The following is a 15,144-nucleotide window of genomic DNA, read 5'->3' as shown; positions in this document are numbered from 1 at the left end:
AAAGCAAGCAAAACTCCTGCCCCGCCCAAGCAAAGTTCTTCTGACAAGACGCTTGAAAGATCTGCGTTTTGTAGCGCCGGATCGCTATTCAGCTCCCCGCCCGCCCAGAACTGATCTCTTCAGATGATCGCCAGCAGAATCTTAGTAAAGACCCGCGACCTTTGCCCTCAGTTTTATCAGTGATGCAACAGTGTCGATTGTGGGTGTTGCGATCCCGGTCAGTTGCCCCAATTCCTGTACTGAAGTGACCAAGGCATCAATTTCCATAGGTCGGTTCAGCTCCAAATCCTGCCACATCGAGGTCTTGTGTGCTCCGACAGCCGCTCCTCCGTCAATGCGCTTTTCGACATCAATCGGGAACCTAACCCCCAGTTTTTCACCGATTTCCTGAGCCTCTAGCATCATTCCACGTGCCACGGAGCGTGAACCTTCATCAGTACACAAGGCATCAAGTGTTGAGTGGGTAAGTGCGGAAATCGGGTTGAACGACAAGTTGCCCCATAGCTTCAGCCAAATTTCATCCCGTATTCTTGGTCTTACGGGCGCGCGCAACCCGGCGGTGGACAATGCAGCCGAAAGGTTGGAGGCACGGTCTGATTTAGTGCCATCGGGCTCACCCAAAGAAAAACGATTGCCTTCGACATGCTTGATCGATCCCGGAGCAATGACTTCCGCGGCCGGATAAACAACACACCCAAGCACACGATCCGGTCCGAAACCGTTCCATTGCGCGTCTCCCGAGTCTACAGATGACAATCTCGTCCCCTCGAAGGGACCGCCCAGCTTGTGGAAATACCACCAGGGTACCCCGTTCACTCCGCTCACTATTGTCGTTTCATCCCCAATCAGTGGCTGGATCGAGTCCACAACTGCTGGAACGGAATGCGCTTTCAGTGTGATAAAGACATAGTCTTGGGCGCCGAGATCGGCGGCATTGTCCGAGGCGCGTATTGGCACGTTGATTGGGTCCTGCCCATCCTCTTGGAGAGTCAGCCCTTTTTCTTGCATTGCAGCCAGATGTGGGCCACGTGCAACGACACTGACGTCGACGTCAGTCTGCGCGAGCTTCGCGGCAACGTAACCTCCGATAGCTCCGGCACCAAAGATGCAAACTTTCATGTGTCTAAGCCCTTGCCAGTCCCAATTTAGCGGCCAGCCCAATCCTTTGTATCTTACCAGTCGCACCTTTTGGTATCTCTTCGAGAATAACCACTGAAGTCGGCACCTTGAATTTTGCGAGCCGTGCGCCAACAAAATCCCGGACGTCCTGACCTGCAATCGTCGCTCCTTCTGAGAGCACCACCGCCGCCGCTATATCTTCGCCCAGTTTCTCGTGGGGAACGGCAAAACAAACCGCCTGAGCAACGTCCGGATGGCTTAGAAGCACGGCGTCAACTTCAAGTGGACTGATTTTTTCTCCACCGCGATTGATAAGCTCCTTAAGGCGTCCAGTCAGTCGCAGATAATCCTCTTCGTCGAACGACCCTTGATCACCGGTGCGAAACCAGAGTTTTCCATCCGCTTCAAAGAAATTATCTGCATTTGCCTGCGGGTTGCTCTCATACCCAGGGGTCACGTTCGGACCGCTGATAACGATTTCTCCGACATCCCGCGAAGCGATCAATACATTTTCCGTTTCGTCTGCAATTCTGACTTCAGGGCCCGCTGCTACTCCGACGTATCCGGGCTTTTGCTTTTGTGGAGGAAGCGGGTTGCAACACATTTGATGCGTGGCCTCAGTCATACCGTAGGCCTCGATGACAGGCGCATTGAATGTCGCCACCAACTCTTCCATGACCGGCGCGGGCAACGACGCGGAAGACGACCGCAAGAAACGCAAGCGCGATTGCTCAATGACTGATTGGTTTCGGGCGGCTCGGGCGAGAATAGCTTGGTGCATTGTCGGAACCGCCGTGTACCATGTCGGATCAACCTCAGCGACCTGTGAAAAAAAGCTAAGAGCGTTGAACCCAGGGGCGCAGCTAATTTGCGATCCGGCGCCTAAAGAAGCCGCGACTGCTGCGATCAACCCATGGATATGGAACAGCGGCATGATGCTTAGACAACGATCATCGATTGTCAGCTTCAAAGACGAAGCCACGTTCCGTGCCGACGAGTAGATATTGGCCTGCGTCAAAGGAACGATCTTGGGGCGCGACGTTGTTCCTGATGTATGGAGTATCAGGGCGACGTCATCTTCACCCGGCGCTGATGTATCAGCCACTCCAATTGGGTCACAGGCCAAAACGGAAAACTGTCCAGCTGGACGAGAACTATCGCTAGAAATCCGCAAGACGGCCACACCCAGTTCAGTCGCCGCTTGCACGGCTGGGCCACTTTCGTTTTCGCTTACTACAAGAGCCTTGGCTTTCAAGTCTTTGAGATAGAATACATATTCTTCGATAGTATAAGAAGGGTTTAAAGGCGCCGTCGTCGCCACTTGGGCGACGGATATGAATGCCGTCGCCATCTCTGGTCCGTTAGGCAACACAATTGCCACCCTGTCGCCGCGCCCTATTCCGATCTGATGCAGATCCTCTTTGACCTTCGCGCAATGCTCGCGCAAACCAAGGTAGCTCAACCAAGGCTGGCCAGGGGCGCCAATGGCATTTGCCGTGTCTGCATGGTGTGCAATCAATTCAGCGACTAAATCGGGCATCTGTTATCCGTTTACACAAGCATCGGTTTCTTTCGCAATGTTAGGTCGTCGCAGCAGGTTCTAAGTCACGCGTACGTTCAGGCTGCCCAACTTGTCGACGGCCAAGACCATAACATCCCCTCGGTTGACGGGACCAACACCAGAAGGTGTCCCTGAAAGGATAACGTCCCCGGCCGCAAGCTCGAAGTAGTCGCTCAGATACGAGATCATCTCGGGGACTTTCCAAATCATCTGGTTCAAGTCGCCTTCTTGCCGAACTTCACCATTCACCGTCAGAGTAATCGGACCTCCGTCGAGATGCCCGACCTCTGATGCCTTGTGAATTGGTCCGCATGGCGCCGAGCGCTCAAACGCTTTCCCAATTTCCCACGGGCGACCCATCTTTTTCATCTGCCCTTGCAGGTCGCGACGGGTCATATCAAGCGAAAGGCCGTACCCAAAGACATGATCCAATGCATCGTCCACCGAGATATTCGTGCCGCCGGACTTGAGCGCAACAAGCATTTCTGCTTCGTGGTGCACGTCGGAACTGTGCGGAGGGTACGGGAATTCCCCTGAAGGGTCCAAATTGTTTGGGTTCTTTTGAAAGAAAAATGGAGGTTCCCGGTTCGGGTCATGGCCCATTTCAATTGCATGCGCCGCGTAGTTTCGCCCAATGCAGTAGACACGCCGGAGCGGGAACGTGCCGCCCCCCGATACGGGTATGACATGCACCTGCGGCGCGGGAATTACATGATCGGACATCGCTTTCCTCCTGAACGCTTGACTGCCAAAGATCGGATTTCCGAACGGTCAGATACCTTCCAATCGATGCCACGCCACATTCAAACGGACGCGGCGGCTTACCAAGTCATCGCCAAAATTCAGGCTGTTTTGCAAGACCAACGGCTACAATCTGCCCCGACCATTTCCCGAATTGGTTGGGCGCCAGCGCTACTTCAGCTGTCGGACTGGATGCTCGTAGGCAGCACCCGCGAATAAACCGATTTCAGGTGATCCACCATGGCACTGGCCGCAAGCTCACAGTCGCCTTTTGCTATGGCAGACACGATCACATCATGTTCGCTAAAGCTGGAATAGTCTTCTGCGGGCTTTAAAGTTTCGCGTGGCTGCCCCCAAACAATCGATCTTCGAACCGAATTCAAAGTCTCAAAGAAGTATAAAAAGAGCTGGTTACGAGTGGAGCGGGCTATAGCGTAATGCAAATTATTGTCCCAAGCTTCGTACGTGCGCCAATCCTCTGCGGTACGACATTTGTCCGCGCATAGCCTCATTTGCTCACGATCGGAACGTGTGGAATGGAGCGCTGCGAGGCGGCTAAGCTGCGGCTCGATCGTAAATCTAACGGATACAACCTGTTCAGGTTTAATTTGGTTGCCCAAATAAGTTACATCGGTGAGGTTGAGAACCGGCCTGGATCCAACAAATGTTCCCCGCCCCACATGACGCCAGATTAGCCCCTGGGCCTCAAGCTCTGCCAACGCTCTTCGCAACTGATTGCGAGTGGTCCCAAGTTTTGAACACAGCTCACGTTCAGGTGGGAGCCTGTCGTTATGCCTATATCCGGCATTGTTAATCAGGTCGCGTACGCGGTGCGCGAGTTCGGTTGGTGCACTCATATCTCCACCCAATTTGGCGATTGGTTGATTGATTGAAACGCCAAGTCGGAAAAAACTCAAGGGCAAGAGGAAAGCAAGAAACGAGTCGCCGGACAGGATCCGTGACCACGTCTTGACACAAGCACGAGGGAGGAGTGCCGAGTGCGGTTAGCAACTGTTTCCGTAGAGGGCCACGCCGTTTGCGTGGCAATACTAAACGATGGCGGCAAGTTGGACGTTTTGCGCGCAGCGCAAGTGCTTGGCGAAGCGCTGGACGCAGGTTCAATGCAGCATCTGATCGCAGGCGGAAAAGAAACACTTGGCGTTTTGAAAACCCTCGTTTCATCGGCCGAAACGGGTAATCTAAACGACGCACTGGTCCCGGATGACGTGCCGTTTCTGGCACCAATTCCTTCCCCGCGTAAGAACGTTTTCTGTGTCGGGCGCAATTATGCTGAACACATCGCCGAGGGCGAACGTGCCCAAAACCAAAAAATTGGCGTAACAGAGCATCCGGTCTTCTTCACAAAACCGCCGACATCGATTGTGGCGCCAGAGGCAGACATTCTGATATTCCCCTCAGTCTCACAAGCCATTGACTATGAAGTTGAACTGGCAGTTGTGATTGGAAAACCGGGGCGAAACATAGCCAAGGCTGACGCATACGACCATGTATACGGCTATACGATTCTCAATGACATCACCGCACGCGACATTCAACGCCGACATGGTGGGCAGTATTTCAAAGGCAAAGGTTTAGATGGGTCTTGCCCATTGGGCCCCTTCATAGTGACCGCTGATACAATCAGCGATCCGCACGCTCTATCAATCGGATTAACAGTCAACGGCGAACAGCGCCAAAACGGATCGACGTCGGACATGATTTTCGACATTCCAACGCTGATCGCATCCCTTTCAGAAGGTATGACCCTGGAACCTGGCGACGTAATCGCGACCGGCACACCGTCTGGTGTCGGATACGCCATGGACCCACCACAGTTCCTGAAAGACGGGGACACTGTGGTTTGTGAAATTTCAGAAATCGGCACGCTCAGGAATACCGTGCGCGTCGTTTAAGTGGCTCCTGCATAGCTGAATCTGCGGGTTGCCAACCATGCAAGGGAGGAAGACTAAAATGATGAACAGAAGGACTTTCACAGCGTCCTTGCTTTCGGCGGTTCCGGTAGCAGGAGCACTAGGAACACAGGGCTTTGCGCAGGACTTGCGTAAAATTACCTTCGTGCAGCCAAGCCCTTCGGCAATCAATTCATTTCCGGTTTTTGTCGCCATCGGCGAAGGTTATTTCGCTGATGAAGGGTTGGATGTGACCGTCGAGGCGATCAACGGCTCAGGAGCCGTGCTTCAAGCATTGTCCGCCGGGCAGGCTCACTTCGGTCGCCCCGGTCCTGGCCCCTTAATTGCCGCACGGTCGCGGGATGTAGATGCCGTACACATCTACAACGTTGCGGCACGCAGCAACTTTGGCATAGCCGTGCCAGAAGACTCTGACATCCAAAGTGTTGAAGAGCTTCGAGGTAAAGTTATCGGAACAGGCACGGCCGATGGCGCAGAAGTCGGCTTTGCACGTAACGTGATGACCGGAGCAGGCATGAAAGAGGGTGAAGACTTTACCTTCCTTACCGTCGGCGACGGTGGCCCGGCGACCGCGGCTTTCCTAAACGGCGAAATCGACGCTTACTCTGCTTCGACGGCTGACACGGCAATTCTGAACCAGCGCGGAATGGCGGTGCGTGACATCACGCCTGCGGAGTTCGGGCGTTTCTTCGGTAACGGCATCGCCACAATGGCTGACACAATCGCCAACGACCGTGAATTGGTCGAAGCTTGGAGCCGCGCGTTCGCACGTGGTCATGCATTTGCACTGGATGATGCCAACCGTGAAGCTGTTTTGAAGCATTTGGCGGATGGCAACCCGCAGGAAGGCGAGGACAAGGAGTTCCAGTCAGCACTTTTCGATGCCGTACGCTCGAAAACTATCGCGGCGGATCCGAGCAATGGCCTGGGATGGTACCCCGCCGAAGTTTGGCAGGAATGGCAAGACGCACTTGTTGCAGGGGGCGAAATCCCAGGGCCGTTGGATGACCTGAGCGCTGCTTGGACCAACGAGTTTGCTGCCATCGGCAACGCGGCTGTCAGCAAATGAACGCTGTAGTCACACATGAGTTTTCCGGCGCGCCTTTGGGCACGCCGGTCTATGAGTTGACCCATGTAAGCAAGACCTATGCACGCAATCTTGTTGTCGCTCTCGAGGACATCAATCTGACGCTTCGGAAAGGAAGCTTCACATCTGTCATCGGGTCCAGCGGGTGCGGAAAGTCAACTCTACTAAAGATCATGGCGGGTCTGATCCCGCCCACCAAAGGGCGTGTAATCCTTCAGGGGCAACCAGTCACTGGGACCCGCCGGGACATCGGTATGATGTTTCAGCAAGCGACGCTTTTCCCCTGGAAAACAGCGGTGGAAAACATCGTCTTGCCAATTGAGATCCGCGATGGAAAAGCGGCGGCCAAGCAAGCTATGGCCAAGGCGCATGAACTTTTGGACATCGTAGGTTTGCAAGGGTTCGAAAACGTATATCCGAACGAATTGTCAGGCGGTATGGCACAACGCGCTTCGATCTGCCGAATGCTGATCACGGAACCAGCCGTACTATTGATGGACGAACCGTTCAGCGCGCTCGACGAGTTGTCACGCGACATGATGAACATGGAATTGCAGCGGATTTGCAGGGAACAGGATGCGACTGCTTTTCTTGTGACGCACTCAATTCAGGAAGCTGTTATTTTGTCTGACGAAATCGTCGTCTTGAAACCGCGCCCAGGCAGGATTGCTGAAATCGTCGAGGTCGACCTGCCACGCCCACGAACACTCGACATGATGACGACACCCAAATTCGGCGCTATCGTAGACTACATTCGCAGCCTCCTTGATAAGGGAGAAGAAATGTGAGCGAAGTTCAGAATTACTCACCTTCCGTAAAAGACGCTGCCCACTCAGAAGACACTGTATGGGAGCAGAAGGTTCACTTTACCGACTCGGTTCCTCGCTGGCTGGCGATGACCTTTGTCTTCGTGGTTTTTGTCGGAACTTGGCAAATTGTAACCAGCCTTAGGCTGGTCTCTCCGATCATTCTACCGACGCCGATGGAGACCCTCAAAGATATGATCTTCGTGGGGCAAAACCTTTTGACCGGCGGCTACATGCTTGGGGCACTGTGGATTACCATCAAAGAGGTCATCTATGGTTTTACGCTGGCAATCGCGATCGGATTTTCGCTGGGTGTTTTGGTTGGCGAAACAGCCTTTGGCGAGAAGGCAGTAATGCCCTATTTGGTTTCTATCGATACGATGCCGAAAGTCGCGTTCGCTCCTCTTTTTGTGGCTTGGTTGGGTTTCGGCATTGAATCCAAGGTGGCACTTGCGGCCTTTATCGCGACGTTTCCAATCGTGGTTGGGACTGCGGCCGGACTTCACGCCGCCGACGAAAACGCGCGCATGTTGTTCAAGACGATGGGCGCCAGCCGGATGCAGACATTGATCAAGATGAAGCTGCCAACCGGTCTGCCGCAGATATTCACCGGCCTCAAAATCGGAGCAGTTGGTGTTATGGCAGGCGCGATCACAGGAGAGTTCCTGGGGGGCGGTAAGGGATTTGGTGAGTTGATCCGTGTTGCGGCATCGCAGCTCAATACTCCGCGCGTGTTCTCCTTGATCCTGTACCTAAGTCTCGTTGGTCTCGCTGTATTTGCGACGGTGGTTTGGACACAGCGAAAACTGGTGTTCTGGCACAAAGAGCAGGTTGGCAGAGATGACTTCTGAGCCTGTGAAGATAAATTGCCAAGCCTTGCGTGAATTTGTGGCAAGCGCGCTCGTAACGAAAGGTGTGCCAGAAGCCGATGCGGTCAAGGTGGCCTCGCTGATGGTTGAGGCCGACATATTCGGCTACGGCACTCACGGAGTTTTTCGCCTGCGCCAGTACCTTGCCCGATTAGCAGGTGGCGGTTGCAATGCCACGCCCAACGTCACTATTGAACATGAAACCGTCGCAACCGCGTTGATTGACGGCGATGACGGCCTTGGGCATTTGGCTATGTCGGCAGCGCGAGATCTTGCGATAGAAAAGGCGAAAGAGGCAGGTATCGGATGGGTCGGTGTTCGGCGCGGCAATCATGCTGGACCTTTGGCACTTTATGTGCGCCCACAAGCCGAAGCTGGAATGCTTGGCATGGCCGCAGCGGTGGGCAGTGCTAACCACGTTCCGCCCTATGGCGGAAGCGACTTGCTTCTTGGCACCAATCCTATCGCTTTCTCTGCACCTGCCGATGGCCCCGACCCGTTTGTGTTTGATATGGCGACGACAGTTGCCGCGATGGGTAAGATCAAGACCCTGTTGCAGCAAGGCGAACCTATGCCCGAAGGTTGGATGGTTGGGCGTGATGGCAATCCGTTAACGGACCCTGCCCGCAAATCAGAAGGGTTTCTTTTGCCGATCGGAGGTCCGAAGGGTTTCGGCCTTTCCGTGGCCATAGGGTTGATGGCCGGAGTCTTGAACGGCGCTGCCTTCGGCTCTGACGTAGTCAACTTCACATCAGACACAACCTCACCCACAAACACAGGGCAATTCGTAATGGCGCTTGATCCGGCGGCCTTTGGAATGGAAAAAGACTTTGCTTCGAATGCAGCCCGCGTCTTCTCTGAAATGCGCGCATCCGCCCCCCTGCCCGGTCATGACCCGGTACGCCTGCCCGGAGACGGAAAAACGGCTGCAGCTGAGGCCCGTCGCAAAGACGGTGTAAGCCTCAACCCCGCTCTTTGCCGAGACCTCAACAATCTCGCCCTGTACTGTGGACTGACTCCCCCGTTTCCTGATGTTAACACTGACTAGCGGCATATCTGAGGGAAGCCGGACTGCACTTTTGACCAGGGTTTAGCGAGGCGTCACTTCTGGCTTCAGCGCTTTTACAAGCGCCGAAAGTTTGTTCATCATGTGAATTTTCATTGCCTTACCAAGCCCATCTGCATCTCGGGCCTTGAGCAACTCCGTCATGGTTTCATGTTCGTCAATTGCCTGTGCCCAACGCTCGTCCGACAAGTTGGCCAAAAAACGTGCACGGCGGGCCCGCGCGGCCAAAAGCTTGTGGTGGTTTTCCAGTATGTCGTTTCGCGCGCCCTTTATAAGTGCCTGATGGATGTCTTGATTGGCTTTAAAGTACGCCTGTCGATCACGCGCTTCGTACGCGCTCAGCATATCCTTGTGGCTACTTTCAATCCGTTGAATTTCCGCAACGTCCATTTGCTGACACGCTAGTTCCCCCGCCAGTTGCTCAAGCGCTGCGAGCACTGGAAACGTGTTTTCCAATTCTTCCCTCGTAACACTCGCGACACGGGCACCCCGGTTGGCTTGAAGCACCACAAAGCCTTCGGATGCAAGAACCTTTAGGGCCTCTCGCAATGGTGTCCGGGAAACACCCAATGAGTCGCAAAGCTGTTTCTCGGGCACTTTCTCACCCGGCTTCAAAACGTCTTCGACGACAAGATTGCGCAAGCGTTCGACCAACTCTTCATGTAGGGTCGGGCGATTAATGCTATCCGTCAGGTTCATATCCACATCCTAATATTCAAGGACCATATCCAGCAGGCGCGCGACGTGCATCGCTTGGCGCTGCGTACCTTCGGCGATTTGGTGGCGGCATGATGTTCCATCCGCCACAACAATTGCATCCGCAGGCGCCGCCTCCAATGCTGGAAACAGGTCGAGTTCCGCCATCTTGATCGAGACATCAATAGTGCCGGGCGCGTATCCAAACGCCCCGGCCATACCACAACAACTGCTTTCGATCATGTGAACCTGTGATGCGGGAATACGCTTAAGTAAGTTGAGCATCGGTGTAACGACATCGTGTGCTTTCTGGTGGCAATGACCATGCACATAAATGGGGCGATCTACCGATTTGAGAGGCAGATCCGGCTGTTTGGCCAGAAACTCCTCAAAGGTATGAGAGGCTTTGGATAGCAACTCCGCATCCCGCCCCGGACAAAGAGCCAAAAATTCGTCCCGGAATGTGAGGATAGAAGAAGGTTCGAGACCGACTACCGGTATGCCCTGTGCAGCTGCTTCTCGCGTCGCGTCAATCACACGCTGTGCCTCGTGACGCGCCTCTTCCACGCAACCCTCGGCCAAAAGAGTGCGCCCGCAATCCAGCGGCCTTCCTGTTTGGTCATCTCTTGCTATGGCAACCCGAAGCCCTAGCGCACGCAGAACCCGGACAGCGGCGCGCAGATTGTCTGGCTCGAAATATCGGTTGAACACATCGGCAAACAGAAGCACCTGCGGATCTGTGTCTTGGGCCTCGACATCCCGGAACGGGTCGGAGGACCACACTGGCAGGTCACGTCGCGCCGAAATTCCAGTTGGTTTCTCCAACAGCGTACGCAAGGGCCCAATTTTGTTCCGAGCATTCAATAACCACGCGAATTTTGCAGCTTTTGGCGCATATCTCGGCAGATAAGCTATTAATTTATCAGCCAATGTCAGCCCGTCTTTTTTGCGCTTTGCTGAAAGTACTTCGATCTTCATGCGGGCCATATCGACGCCAGTCGGGCATTCATGCGCACAAGCCTTGCAAGACACGCAGTATTCCATCGTGTCCTGCATTGCGTCTGAAGTTAAACCACCCGGCAACTGCCCGCTGATGGCAAAACGCAACGTGTTTGCCCGCCCACGTGTGGCATCACGCTCGTTTCTCGTCGCACGGAAGGAAGGACACATTACTCCGCCCTTGAGCTTGCGACACGCACCGTTGTTGTTGCACATCTCGACGGCACCCTGAAATCCTCCTCCGGCACCCGGCCAAGCGGACCAGTCCAGCGCCGTTTCGAATTCAGGAACTGAGTAGTCCGGGCTGTAGCGGAATAGGCGGCGATCATCCATGGCAGGCGCGTGCACGATTTTGCCGGGGTTCATTAGCCCGGCAGGGTCAAACCGGGCCTTAACCTGTTCAAACGCGGAAAAGATGCGAGGGCCGAACATCTTTTCATGAAACTCTGATCGCACGATCCCATCACCGTGTTCGCCTGAATGAGACCCTTTGTATCTCTTGACTAGATCAAAGGTCTCTTCGGCAATCGCCCTCATTGTCCGGACGTCTTTGTCCTGCCGCATGTTCAGGACAGGACGAACATGTAGACACCCGACTGAGGCATGCGCGTACCATGTCCCTTTTGTGCCGTGCCGGGTAAAAATTTCGGTCAGGCCAGCGGTATAATCGGCGAGATCAGGCAACGGGACGGCGCAATCTTCCACAAAAGAGATCGGCTTGCCGGCCTCTTTCATCGACATCATAACGTTCAACCCGGATTTTCGGTATTCGGCGATCGAGTTTTGCAGTTTGGTATCAGTAACTGATACAACCCCTCCCCAACGGTTTTCAGTCCCACTGAAATCAAACCCGAGATCTCCCATCAGTTGCGATAGCTCGACCAGCTTTGCAGCATTGGCGTCAGCGCTACCCTCAGCAAATTCCACTAACAACAACGCTTCAGGGCTGCCTTCTACAAACGCCTCAATCGTACTGCGGAACAATGGGATATCTCTCCCCAACGCAATCATGGTGTCGTCGATCAATTCTACCGCCTGCGGCTTGAGCGTCACGAGGTGCTGTGTTGCCTCCATCGCAGCACGGAACGTCGGGAAATGACACACGCCGACAACTTTCTCGCCCGGCAAGTGAGCAAGGTTCAGTTCCAATTCAGCGAAATAGGCCAGAGTGCCTTCTGACCCCACTAGCAAATGAGACATGTTGACGTCGTTGCCGACAAGCGCATCGATGTTATACCCGCCCACACGACGCTGGAGATTGGGAAACCGGGCGTCAATTTCCGCAGCCTCGCGACGCCCCAGAGCACGCATGTCCCCAACAAGATCGGCATAATCGCCAGATGCCGTCGTATCGGCGCTGAACCGTGCTTCCATACCATCGCTGAGGATTGCACTTATTGCACGGACGTTATCGCGCATGATCCCGTAGCGCAGGGATTTTCCACCAGAAGAGTTGTTGGCGGCCATTCCTCCAAGCGTGCAACGCGACGCGGTCGAGGGGTCTACGGGAAACCATAAGCCATATTGCTTTAGTGACTGGTTCAACTGATCCAGAACAACGCCGGGCTGAACACGCGCGACACGGTTCTCAACGTCCACGTCAAGAACACGATTCAAGTGCTTGGTGTTGTCTAAGACAACGCTTTGATTGACCGTTTGCCCACATTGCGATGTGCCGCCGCCGCGCGGAAGAACGGAGCATCCTTCGTCGCGCGCTACAGACATCACGGCCTGCACGTCCTCTTTGTTTCGGGGAATGACCACGGCGTCCGGCATCATCTGATAGATCGAAGCGTCAGTCGAGTATCGTGCGCGTGATGCCGGGTCAGCCATCACCTCGCCTTGGACGTCAGACATCAGTCGGCGATGCAACGATCCATTCTCAAGCATCGGGTTCGCCTTCCCTTCCCAACTAGCCAATTAGAAGCTTCACTTCACCGTTGACTGAATAATGAATTCATAATTAACTTTTGCCAATAGGTAATTGCGCCACTGTTTCGGCGCCAGCGGAAGGATCAATTCAGATGCGCCAGGCGGGCAGACATTTTTTGCAAATCCCAGGGCCAAGTGCCGTGCCGGAACGCATCCTGAAGGCCATAAGCATGCAGACCATCGATCACCGGGGGCCAGATTTTGCAGAAGTAGGCCACAAAGCCCTCGCTGGGATGAAAACAATTTTCAAGACGGAACAAAACGTCTTTATCTACCCTTCATCCGGTACAGGCGCGTGGGAAGCTGCGCTTGTGAACACAGTATCGCCGGGCGGAAATGTTCTCATGTACGAAACAGGACATTTCGCATTCATGTGGTGCAACTTGGCTGAAAAAATTGGGTTACAGCCAGAGTTGATTGAAGGGGATTGGCGTGGCGGTGCGGACCCCAATCAGATAGAAGACCGCTTGCGCGCGGACAGTCAGCACGAGATCAAGGCGGTATGCGTCGTCCACAATGAAACCTCTACCGGGTCAGTCTCGCCTATTGAGGAAGTGCGCAGGGCAATAGACACGGCGAAACACCCTGCCCTTCTTTTGGTTGATTCAATCTCTGGCCTTGCATCGATCGATCTTAGGTTCGACGAATGGGGCGTAGATGTCTGTGTCTCCGGTTCGCAAAAAGGGATGATGCTACCGCCGGGGCTCAGCTTCAACGCTGTGAGCGATCGTGCTCTGGAACATTCAAAATCCGTGACCATGCCACGCAGCTATTGGAATTGGCAGGATATGGTCGAGCTGAACCAGAAAGGGTTCTTCCCTTATACCCCTAGCACCAATCTTATCTATGGATTGAATGAGGCCATTGATATGTTGCACGAGGAGGGGCTGGAGAACGTATTCGCTCGTCATGCCCGCCACGGAGCCGCGACTCGAGCTGCCGTGCAAGCATGGGGGCTTGAGGTATTGTGTGCCCGCCAAGGTCAGGAGTCAGGCGTACTGACCGCTGTCAAAGTGCCTGAGGGACATTCTGCTGATGCCTTTCGTGCGACGGCGCTGGAGCACTATGATATCTCACTCGGAAATGGTCTATCCAAAGTAGCCGACAAGGTATTCCGAATAGGTCACTTGGGCGATTTCAACGACCTGATGTTGATGGCCACACTCTCAGGCGTAGAAATGGGACTCGCCAAAAGCGGCGTGCCGCACACTACAGGCGGTACTCAGGCTGCATTGGAGTATCTCAAGGCCGCGTAACGCCGGACAGAGTCTCCAAAAACTCAACCAGGTCTGCAATCTCCTGCTCGGATAAATTCAGTTCAGAGAGTATGGCTTCGCCATCGGCGTGAAGCCTTTCTATATCAATTTCGTTATAGTGTCGGACCACGGCGTCCAGATCATCCAGGCTGCCGTCATGCATGTAGGGGGCGGTTTCGGCCACACCTCGAAGGCTGGGCGTACGAAAGGTTCCAAAATCGGAATGGCTCCTTCGTACATTTCGGACCGCCCACGCGCCTTGCTTTTCCGGATCGTCAGTCCAGTCTCCGTCCAATGTGTAAGGGCTGGAGAGCAAGAAGTTCAGCCCTCCGAACCGGCCATCGTCAACTTCGGTTTCACTCAGAAAATATGGCACGCCCGCGTCGTGGAATTCGTTGTTGGAAAATCTCGGGCCATTATGGCAGAACGCGCAATTCCCGCGCCCCAAGAAGAGCTGAAGCCCTCGCTGGGCAGCTTCGGGGTAGTTCGCAGCCTCTGCCAGATCGCTGCGCTCCAACGCGTCGCGAAAATCGTCAAATTGTGTCCGCTCGGTTACCAGCGTTTCCAGATAAGCCGATAGGGCTTTGGCAATGTTTACCAAGACCTGCTCTGTGTCTTGGCTTTGAACATCGCCAAAAATGACCTCAAAATCTTCAATGTACGTACTCTCGGAAATGGCTCTCATTAGGCTTTCTTTGCTGTGCGCCATCTCTTGTTCTTCAATGATCGGATGCAAGCTGGCAGCCCACAGATTATCGCTCTTTCCGCCCCACCCGTACCATCGCAGACCTGCCAGATTTCGCAGAGATGGCGTATTCCGATCCAAAATCACGCGACCGAATGTTCGTGCCTCGGAGTTGGTGAGTGCCTGCTCGGGGTCGTGACAACTTGCACAGGCAAATGCACCATCAATCGACAACACCGGATGGTCGAAAAGCGCTGCGCCCAGCGCAATCGCTCGGGGATCGTTTGAAACCTTGTTGCTTGGATCAGGTTGGAATGATGGTGGCCACGGCCCAAAGGACAGCGTTTGTTGGATTTCGTCTTCTGACAATAGGACTTCTGCACGCACCGAACTCGT

The 15,144-nt window shown here is 54.3% G+C and carries 13 protein-coding genes; 6 read left to right on the top strand and 7 right to left on the bottom strand.

The features are described 5' to 3' along the window. Positions 1-141: 141 nt before the first annotated feature. The 4 genes from ACR0MI_RS17590 to ACR0MI_RS17575 form a co-directional block, all read right to left on the bottom strand. The gene (locus ACR0MI_RS17590; RefSeq protein ID WP_170611056.1) at positions 142-1,119 is read right to left on the bottom strand and encodes a 2-dehydropantoate 2-reductase; all 978 of its coding nucleotides are present in this window, start codon (positions 1,117-1,119) and stop codon (positions 142-144) included. Positions 1,120-1,123: 4 nt separating this feature from the next. Continuing rightward, entirely contained in the window at positions 1,124-2,659 is a 1,536-nt protein-coding gene (locus tag ACR0MI_RS17585; protein WP_170611059.1) for an acyl--CoA ligase, read from the bottom strand. Between the two features lie 60 nt (positions 2,660-2,719). Further along, positions 2,720-3,403: a fumarylacetoacetate hydrolase family protein gene (locus tag ACR0MI_RS17580; protein ID WP_170611062.1), complete on the bottom strand. Its 684-nt coding sequence runs from the start codon at positions 3,401-3,403 to the stop codon at positions 2,720-2,722. 194 nt (positions 3,404-3,597) lie between these two features. Beyond that, entirely contained in the window at positions 3,598-4,278 is a 681-nt protein-coding gene (locus ACR0MI_RS17575) for a FadR/GntR family transcriptional regulator (RefSeq protein WP_170611065.1), read from the bottom strand. Positions 4,279-4,461: 183 nt separating this feature from the next. On the opposite strand from ACR0MI_RS17575, the gene ACR0MI_RS17570 reads away from it, so the two are divergent. From ACR0MI_RS17570 to ACR0MI_RS17550, 5 genes are read left to right on the top strand one after another with little or no spacing between them, the layout of a single operon-like run. Continuing rightward, the gene (locus tag ACR0MI_RS17570; protein ID WP_480442362.1) at positions 4,462-5,334 is read left to right on the top strand and encodes a fumarylacetoacetate hydrolase family protein; all 873 of its coding nucleotides are present in this window, start codon (positions 4,462-4,464) and stop codon (positions 5,332-5,334) included. A gap of 58 nt (positions 5,335-5,392) precedes the next feature. Continuing rightward, positions 5,393-6,421: an ABC transporter substrate-binding protein gene (locus tag ACR0MI_RS17565; RefSeq protein WP_170383461.1), complete on the top strand. Its 1,029-nt coding sequence runs from the start codon at positions 5,393-5,395 to the stop codon at positions 6,419-6,421. Further along, positions 6,418-7,227, top strand: coding sequence for an ABC transporter ATP-binding protein (locus tag ACR0MI_RS17560; RefSeq protein WP_170336353.1), 810 nt, complete (start codon positions 6,418-6,420; stop codon positions 7,225-7,227). The genes ACR0MI_RS17565 and ACR0MI_RS17560 overlap by 4 nt, the downstream gene beginning before the upstream one ends. After that, a complete protein-coding gene (locus tag ACR0MI_RS17555; protein ID WP_480855036.1) occupies positions 7,224-8,096 on the top strand; it encodes an ABC transporter permease in 873 nt (290 codons plus the stop codon). The genes ACR0MI_RS17560 and ACR0MI_RS17555 overlap by 4 nt, the downstream gene beginning before the upstream one ends. Beyond that, positions 8,086-9,162: an Ldh family oxidoreductase gene (locus ACR0MI_RS17550; RefSeq protein WP_170611072.1), complete on the top strand. Its 1,077-nt coding sequence runs from the start codon at positions 8,086-8,088 to the stop codon at positions 9,160-9,162. Before ACR0MI_RS17555 ends, ACR0MI_RS17550 begins: the two co-directional genes overlap by 11 nt. A 42-nt stretch (positions 9,163-9,204) precedes the next feature. Here the strand turns inward: ACR0MI_RS17550 and ACR0MI_RS17545 are convergent, their stop codons facing one another. Together ACR0MI_RS17545 and ACR0MI_RS17540 are read right to left on the bottom strand one after the other, a co-directional pair. Continuing rightward, positions 9,205-9,879 carry a GntR family transcriptional regulator gene (locus ACR0MI_RS17545; RefSeq protein ID WP_170611075.1) on the bottom strand — a complete coding sequence of 225 codons (675 nt, stop codon included), beginning with the start codon at positions 9,877-9,879 and terminating at the stop codon, positions 9,205-9,207. Positions 9,880-9,888: 9 nt separating this feature from the next. Then, entirely contained in the window at positions 9,889-12,732 is a 2,844-nt protein-coding gene (locus ACR0MI_RS17540; protein ID WP_480855034.1) for an FAD-binding and (Fe-S)-binding domain-containing protein, read from the bottom strand. Positions 12,733-12,899: 167 nt separating this feature from the next. On the opposite strand from ACR0MI_RS17540, the gene ACR0MI_RS17535 reads away from it, so the two are divergent. Continuing rightward, complete coding sequence (locus ACR0MI_RS17535; RefSeq protein ID WP_170611081.1) at positions 12,900-14,063, top strand: aminotransferase class V-fold PLP-dependent enzyme; 1,164 nt, start codon at positions 12,900-12,902, stop codon at positions 14,061-14,063. Here ACR0MI_RS17535 and ACR0MI_RS17530 read toward each other — a convergent pair. Beyond that, positions 14,050-15,135, bottom strand: a complete 1,086-nt coding sequence (locus ACR0MI_RS17530; RefSeq protein ID WP_170816909.1) for a cytochrome c peroxidase — start codon at positions 15,133-15,135, stop codon at positions 14,050-14,052. The two genes, ACR0MI_RS17535 and ACR0MI_RS17530, sit on opposite strands and share 14 nt — an antisense overlap. Positions 15,136-15,144 lie beyond the last annotated feature (9 nt).

The sequence above is a fragment of the Ruegeria sp. D4 genome (assembly GCF_056534475.1).
This window is presented reverse-complemented; position numbering and strand designations above follow the sequence as displayed.